Annotated in this window: 7 protein-coding genes and 1 pseudogene; 7 read left to right on the top strand and 1 reads right to left on the bottom strand. The window is 29.3% G+C overall.

The window, feature by feature from the left end; translation table 11 throughout:
- A partial coding sequence (locus tag BM384_RS18010) for a hypothetical protein (RefSeq protein WP_207650733.1) occupies window positions 1-209 on the top strand: 209 nt, incomplete at its 5' end.
- Between the two features lie 263 nt (window positions 210-472).
- Window positions 473-1,153 carry a YgjP-like metallopeptidase domain-containing protein gene (locus BM384_RS14360; protein WP_090014584.1) on the top strand — a complete coding sequence of 227 codons (681 nt, stop codon included), beginning with the start codon at window positions 473-475 and terminating at the stop codon, window positions 1,151-1,153.
- 30 nt (window positions 1,154-1,183) lie between these two features.
- Here BM384_RS14360 and BM384_RS14355 read toward each other — a convergent pair whose 3' ends face one another.
- Window positions 1,184-2,002: a mechanosensitive ion channel family protein gene (locus BM384_RS14355; protein ID WP_090014582.1), complete on the bottom strand. Its 819-nt coding sequence runs from the start codon at window positions 2,000-2,002 to the stop codon at window positions 1,184-1,186.
- 233 nt (window positions 2,003-2,235) lie between these two features.
- Here BM384_RS14355 and BM384_RS14350 point away from each other — a divergent pair, with 233 nt between their 5' ends.
- The 5 genes and pseudogenes from BM384_RS14350 to BM384_RS14330 form a co-directional block, all read left to right on the top strand.
- Entirely contained in the window at window positions 2,236-3,228 is a 993-nt protein-coding gene (locus BM384_RS14350; RefSeq protein WP_090014580.1) for an ABC transporter substrate-binding protein, read from the top strand.
- Window positions 3,228-4,115: an ABC transporter permease gene (locus BM384_RS14345; protein ID WP_090014579.1), complete on the top strand. Its 888-nt coding sequence runs from the start codon at window positions 3,228-3,230 to the stop codon at window positions 4,113-4,115. The genes BM384_RS14350 and BM384_RS14345 overlap by 1 nt, the downstream gene beginning before the upstream one ends.
- On the top strand, window positions 4,090-4,884 hold the full coding sequence (locus BM384_RS14340) for an ABC transporter ATP-binding protein (RefSeq protein WP_090014578.1): 795 nt from the start codon (window positions 4,090-4,092) through the stop codon (window positions 4,882-4,884). Before BM384_RS14345 ends, BM384_RS14340 begins: the two co-directional genes overlap by 26 nt.
- A gap of 187 nt (window positions 4,885-5,071) precedes the next feature.
- Window positions 5,072-6,337: a replication-associated recombination protein A gene (locus BM384_RS14335; protein WP_090014576.1), complete on the top strand. Its 1,266-nt coding sequence runs from the start codon at window positions 5,072-5,074 to the stop codon at window positions 6,335-6,337.
- Window positions 6,338-6,471: 134 nt separating this feature from the next.
- Window positions 6,472-6,654, top strand: a pseudogene (locus BM384_RS14330) (IS5/IS1182 family transposase); the annotation flags it as partial.

Genomic DNA, 6,654 nt, shown 5'->3' with positions numbered 1-6,654 from the left:
TTATAGCTGTTTATAGAGGGGTATCAACAAAATATTTAGCAAATTATTTAGCTCTTTTTAAATTTATATTTTCAAAATTTGATGAAAACCCAATAAATATAAAAGGAGAACATTCTTATTTAAGTACGAACTTTAAGGGACGTCCACCTATGTTTGAATGGCTAGTTTTATTTATCACTTTATTTAAAAATACAGCCTTTACATATTAAAAAATAGGACTATAGTCCTATATAAAAGGGACTGTAGATATCTTTAAATTTTCTCGTGAAAATATATAATAGAATCATAGGTATTAACCTCTTGCTTAAGTAAATTAACCCATGATTTACTATGATAGTTTCCCACCTATTAAAGCAAGTAAATATTTTATCGTTTGTATTAGAAAAAAGATGCTTTTAATTCAAATTAAAGGCATCCTTTTTTTGCGTAAAAAAGTAATGTTCATATGTTATAATTAATAATAAGTTATTAAATTAAAAAAGGAGGTTTTAATATAGAATATACAGTAGAATACTCAAAGAGAAAAACTATAGGCATAATAATAAAAGATAATTGTGACGTAATTATAAGGGCACCTTTTGGCACTAGTGAAGAATATATAAGTAATGTAGTTAATAAGAAGAGGGTATGGATAGAAAGTAAACTTGAGAAGTTTAAGAACAGACACAAATTAAATGATGATGAAGTAATGTTTTTGGGGGAAGTATATAAAAAAGTAGTAATAGAGCAAGAGTTTTTAAAAAGAGAATTTGTATGCATAGATAAAGATAGACTGTTAATTAATGTTAAGAATAAAGAAAATGAATTAAAAGTTCTTGAAAAGTTTTTTAGAGAACAATGTAAAACCTACATAAAAGAAATCGTTAAAGAGTACATATCCATAACAGGACTTGTTCCTAAAGAGATAAAAATAAAGGAACAAAAGACTAAATGGGGATGTTGCACTTATGACAATAGAATATTTATTAACTGGAAGCTTATAATGGCTAGAAAATCAGCTATAAAATATGTTATTGTTCATGAGATGTGTCACATTTTAGAAAAGAATCATTCTAAGAACTTTTGGAATAAGGTAAATGAGTTTTTTCCTAATTATAAAATAGAAGATATATATTTAAAGGAAAATGGATATCTTATGAAACTTAAAAACTAAGGAGCTAAAAAACATTTAGCTCCTTAGTTTTTATTCTTTATAATTCTTTATATATACGTCCATTTGAGGATAAGGAATATTTATATTCTCTTCATCAAATCTTATTTTCGCCTGTTCTAGAAGATAAAATTTAACAGGAGCGTAATCTGCATTCTTTGTCCACACGCGAACTAAAAAATAAATAGCATTATCGCCGTGTTCGCTTATACTTACAAAAGGTTCAGGCTCTTTTAAAATAAGATCATTCTTTTCCACAATTTCTAAAAGAACATTTTTTACTTTACGAATATCTGATTCGTATCCTACACCAAAATTAACATCAAGTCTTCTTGTATCTTTTAAAGAATAATTAATTATTGTTGAATTTACAATATTTCCGTTTGGTACAAGAATTTCATTATTATCTACAGTAGTGATTTCAGTATAAAAAATACTTATTTTTTCAACGGTACCTAAGTTATCTCCAGTTTCAATTAAGTCACCAACCTTAAAAGGTCTTAAGAATAAAAGGATAACCCCTCCTACTAAGTTAGATAAACTTTCTTTTAAACCTAAACTGACTGCTACACCAGCAGAGGCAAGAATTGTTGCAAATCCTGTGGTATTGATACCTAAGTAATCCATAATAACTAGAATCAATATAATTTGCAAAAATAGCTTGGCGATTCCGTTTAAAAAGCTATGAAGCGTAGGATCAATGACTCTATTATTAAAGAAAGTATCAATGGCCTTGGAAAACTTCTTTATTAATTTCCAACCCACAACTAAAAATATTAGGGCAAATATAAGTTTTGTTCCACGACTCATTGCCCAGTTAAAAAGATTTTCAGCGATTTTTTCTATATCCATTAAATCTCCTCCTAAGTTTCTCATATTAAGTATAATTTTTTTCGTGAGATAATACAATAACAAATATAGAGAGTGTTGTTTACAATTATGCAAAGATATGTTAATATTTAATAAATTGTTAAAGAAATTACAGGTATTTCAATGATTTATTAAAAGTTTGCTGGGTTTCATTAGACTTTTATAAGAAAAATGTAGTTTTTTCGAAGACAAGAATAAAATGGAGGATGGTAAGAATGGTAGGAAAAAAGAAAATAGGAGTTTTATTGGCAGGGCTTATGTCAGCAGCATTATTTGTAAGCTGTGGCTCTTCTGAAACTTCAGGAAGTTTAAAGAAGGTAGGAGTGATACAATACATACAGCATCCAGCGTTAGATTCATCAAATGAAGGCTTTATTGATGGATTAAAGGAAAAGGGGTATGAGGAAGGAAAAAATATTGAAGTTGAACAGCAAAATGCTCAAGGTAAAATAGATATTTCTCAGCAGCTTGCAGGGCAGTTTGTTAGTGCTAAGAAGGATTTGATTTTTGCAATAGCAACACCTACAGCTCAAGCAGTTTCTAATGCAACGAAAGATATTCCTATAGTATTTACATCAGTAACAGATCCAGTTGATGCAGGACTTGCAGATAGTTTAAAAAGTTCAGGCAAAAATATAACAGGTACTACTGATAAGGTAAATATAGATGAGCAATTAGAACTATTTAAAAAGATGATGCCTAATGCAAAAAAGATGGGAGTAATTTATACTACATCTGAAGCAAATTCAACAAATCAAGTTAAAGAATTAAAAGAAGTTGCACCTAAGTATGGTTTAGAGATAAAAGAAATAGGAATTGCTAATATAAATGAAATAAATCAAAATTTAAATAATGCAATATCATCAATTGATTCTTTATATGTTCCAACAGATAACAATGTTGCAGCTTCATATTCATTAGTTGGGGATATATGTGTAAAAAATAAGATACCAGCAGTATGTGCAGAGCCAGCTTTAGTTCAAGTTGGAGGTTTAGTTTCTAAAGGAATAGATTATTATGAATTAGGTAAAATGGCAGGAATTAAAGCAGCAGAAATTTTAGATGGCAAAAATCCAAGTGACATTGCTATAGAACCTATGAAGGAATTAAAAATAACTATAAATACAGATGTTCAAGAAAAATTAGGAATTGAACTTCCAGATGATATACTTGATGAAGCTGAAAAGGTAACTGGAGGCGTTAACTAGTGGATTTACTTATTAATATCTTAGAACAGGCTTCATTATTTTCTTTAGTTGCAATAGGCACCTATATTACTTTTAAAATATTAGACTTTCCAGATATGACAGTTGAGGGAAGTTATCCTTTAGGAGCAGCAGTTACTGCTGTTCTCCTAATTAAGGGGGTAAATCCTTGGATTGCAATTATAGCATCGGCTTTTGCAGGAGCATGTGGTGGATTTTTAACAGCATTTTTACATGTTAAATTGAAAATATCAAATCTTATGTCAGGAATTCTTGCTATGATGGCTCTATATTCAATTAATCTTACTATTATGGGGAAATCAAATATACAATTATTAAAGGTTAATAATATATTTAAGGGCGCACTTCCTATATTAGTAATAGGAATAATTATATTGGTATTATTTAAGGTTTTAATAGATGTATTTATGAAAACAAAATTAGGTTTTTTACTATTTGCAGTAGGAGATAATGAACAGGTTGTAACTGCTCTTGGAGTAAATAAAGGAAACATTAAAATATTAGGCCTTATGATTGCAAATGCACTAGTTGCTTTATCGGGTGCCTTAACATGTCAGTATCAAGGATATTCAGATGTTGGAATGGGAACAGGAGTAGTTGTTAAAGGTCTTGCATGTGTAATAATAGGAACTTCACTTCTTGGAAGATTTTCTTTTATTAAATCTACATCACAATCAATACTAGGTACAATTATTTATTATTCTGCTATAACAGCAGCATTAAAATTAGGTTTAAATCCAAATCTTTTAAATCTTTTAACTGCTTTAGTAATAGTTGTTGCACTTAGCTGTGAATCTAACATATTTAAGAAAAGAAAAAAGAAAGTAAAGGATGGTGTTAATAATGCTAAAAATACAGCAGCTATCTAAGGTGTTCAATCCTAACACCATTAATGAAAATAAAGTTTTTGAAAATTTAAATCTTGAAATAAAAAAAGGAGATTTTGTAGCTATTATAGGTTCAAATGGAGCAGGAAAGTCTACTCTTTTAAATATGGTGGCAGGAAGCTTAAATTGTGATACAGGAAGCATACTTATAGATGGAAAGGATGTTACAGATAAGCCTGAATTTATAAGGTCTAAAGAAATAGGAAGAGTCTTTCAAAATCCATCAGTTGGAGTTTCTCCAAAGATGACTATTTTGCAAAATTTATCTTTAGCTGATAATAAAGGTAAAAGATATGGGTTAAGTTTAGGAGTAAATAAGAAAAAGGTGGAATATTATAAGAGCCTTCTAAAGGAAGCAGATTTAGGTCTTGAAGAAAAGCTATATAATAAGGTAGAGTTATTATCTGGAGGCCAGAGGCAAGCTCTTACACTTATTATGGCAGTAATGTCTAATCCTAAACTTCTTTTATTAGATGAGCATACAGCAGCTCTTGATCCTAAAACATCAGAAAAGGTTATGGATATTACAAAAAAGATTGTAAGGGAAAGAAAAATTACAACCTTAATGGTAACTCATAATATGAAACATGCCATTTCAGCAGGAAATAGACTATTTATGATGCATCAAGGAAATATAGTTGTTGATGTTGAAGGTAAAGAAAAGAAGGAACTTAATACAGACAAGCTTATGCAGTTATTTGAGAAGGTTAATATTAAGGATGACTTAAGCGATAGGACTTTATTTGGTTAAATTTTAATTAAGACTAGGTTATATTTATGTTTATGGTGGAGATTCTATTTTTATGAATCTCCATTTTTGATTTTATGAAAAGTATAGGTACTAAGCTATGTTATGTGTTAAAATCTTTAAATTATTTATAAAAATATGTTAATATAAATGTAGTAAATTTTTATATTAAGAATGTAGAGGTTAGAGTATGTATAAACCGTTAGCAGATAAAATAAGACCAGAAACCTTAGAAGAGGTATGTGGTCAAAAACATATATTAGGTAAAAATAAAATTTTAGATAGAATAGTTAAAAGTGGAGCTATAAGTAATATGATTTTTTATGGTCCACCAGGGATTGGAAAGACTACTGTAGCTAATATTATAGCTAAGAGCTGTAATAAGCAGTTTTATAAGCTTAATGCTACTAATTGTTCCATTAAGGATATTCAAGATATTTGTAAGGACTTAGATACCTTTATGGGGAGAAATGGAGTACTTTTATATTTAGATGAAATTCAAAACTTTAATAAAAAGCAGCAGCAAAGCTTATTAGAGTATATAGAAGATGGTAGAATTACTCTTATAGCTTCAACTACAGAAAATCCATATCATTTTGTTTTTAAGGCTCTTTTATCAAGATCTACTATTTTTGAGTTTAAGCCTTTAAGTGTAGAAGATGTAAAGGAGGCTCTTTATAGAGCAGTAGACATTGAAAAAAAGGACTTCAATGAAACTAAGCTTATTGTTACTGATGAGGCCATTGAATATTTTGCTTTATCTGGTAATGGAGATGTAAGGAAGGCTATAAACGGTCTTGAAGTTGCCATTAATTCAACTTATGCAAATGAAAACAAAGAAGTTATAATTAATTTAGATATTGCAAAAGATAGTACCCAAACTAAAGTAATTGCTTATGATATGAATGGAGATAGTCACTATGATTATCTTAGTGCTTTTCAAAAGTCTATAAGAGGAAGTGACGCTGATGCAGCTATTCATTATCTTGCAAGACTTATAAAGGCAGGAGATTTGATTTCAATATGTAGAAAGCTTCAAGTTATAGCAGCAGAGGATGTAGGTATGGCATATCCACAGGGATTCCCTATAGTAAAAGCTCTTGTAGATTCAGCTAAGGAGCTTGGGTTTCCAGAAGCAAGAATTCCTTTATCAGAAGCTGTTATTCTTTTAGCAACTGCTCCAAAATCAAATTCAGCTATTTGTGCTATAGATAAAGCACTTTCTCATTTAGATACTAAAAGTATAGGAGATATACCTAATCATTTAAAGGATGCTCATTATAGTGGAGCTAAGAATTTAGGAAGAGGCACAACTTATAAGTATCCTCATAATTTTGAAAATCATTATGTAAGACAGCAGTATCTTCCAGATGAACTTAAAAATGAAGTTTATTATGAGCCACAAAATAATAAATATGAAGAAAGTTTAAAAAGATATTGGGAAAAGATTAAATAAAAAAAGAAATCCGCCTTTAGGCGAGGGCACTGAAAAAGTGCCCTTAGGAAAATTAAGTCCAAAAGATTGTTATTCAACAATCTTTTGGGCTTTTTATGTTATACTTAATTTATTAAATAATAAGGGTGATTAGAGTGATAAAAAAGCAAGAAACAATGATTTTAAGTGAATATACAGGAATTTATGATTTGGTTGTTCCCAAAGACAATATGCTGAGAAAAATTAATGAATTAATTGACTTTTCATTTGTTTATGACGAACTTTCTAATAAATATTGTTCTAATAATGGTAGAAATGCTATAGATCCAATTCGTATG

This window comes from Clostridium sp. DSM 8431 (assembly GCF_900116755.1).
GTDB lineage: Bacteria > Bacillota > Clostridia > Clostridiales > Clostridiaceae > Clostridium.
The sequence above is the reverse complement of the archived record's forward strand: the minus strand, read 5'-3'. Positions and strand labels throughout refer to the sequence as shown.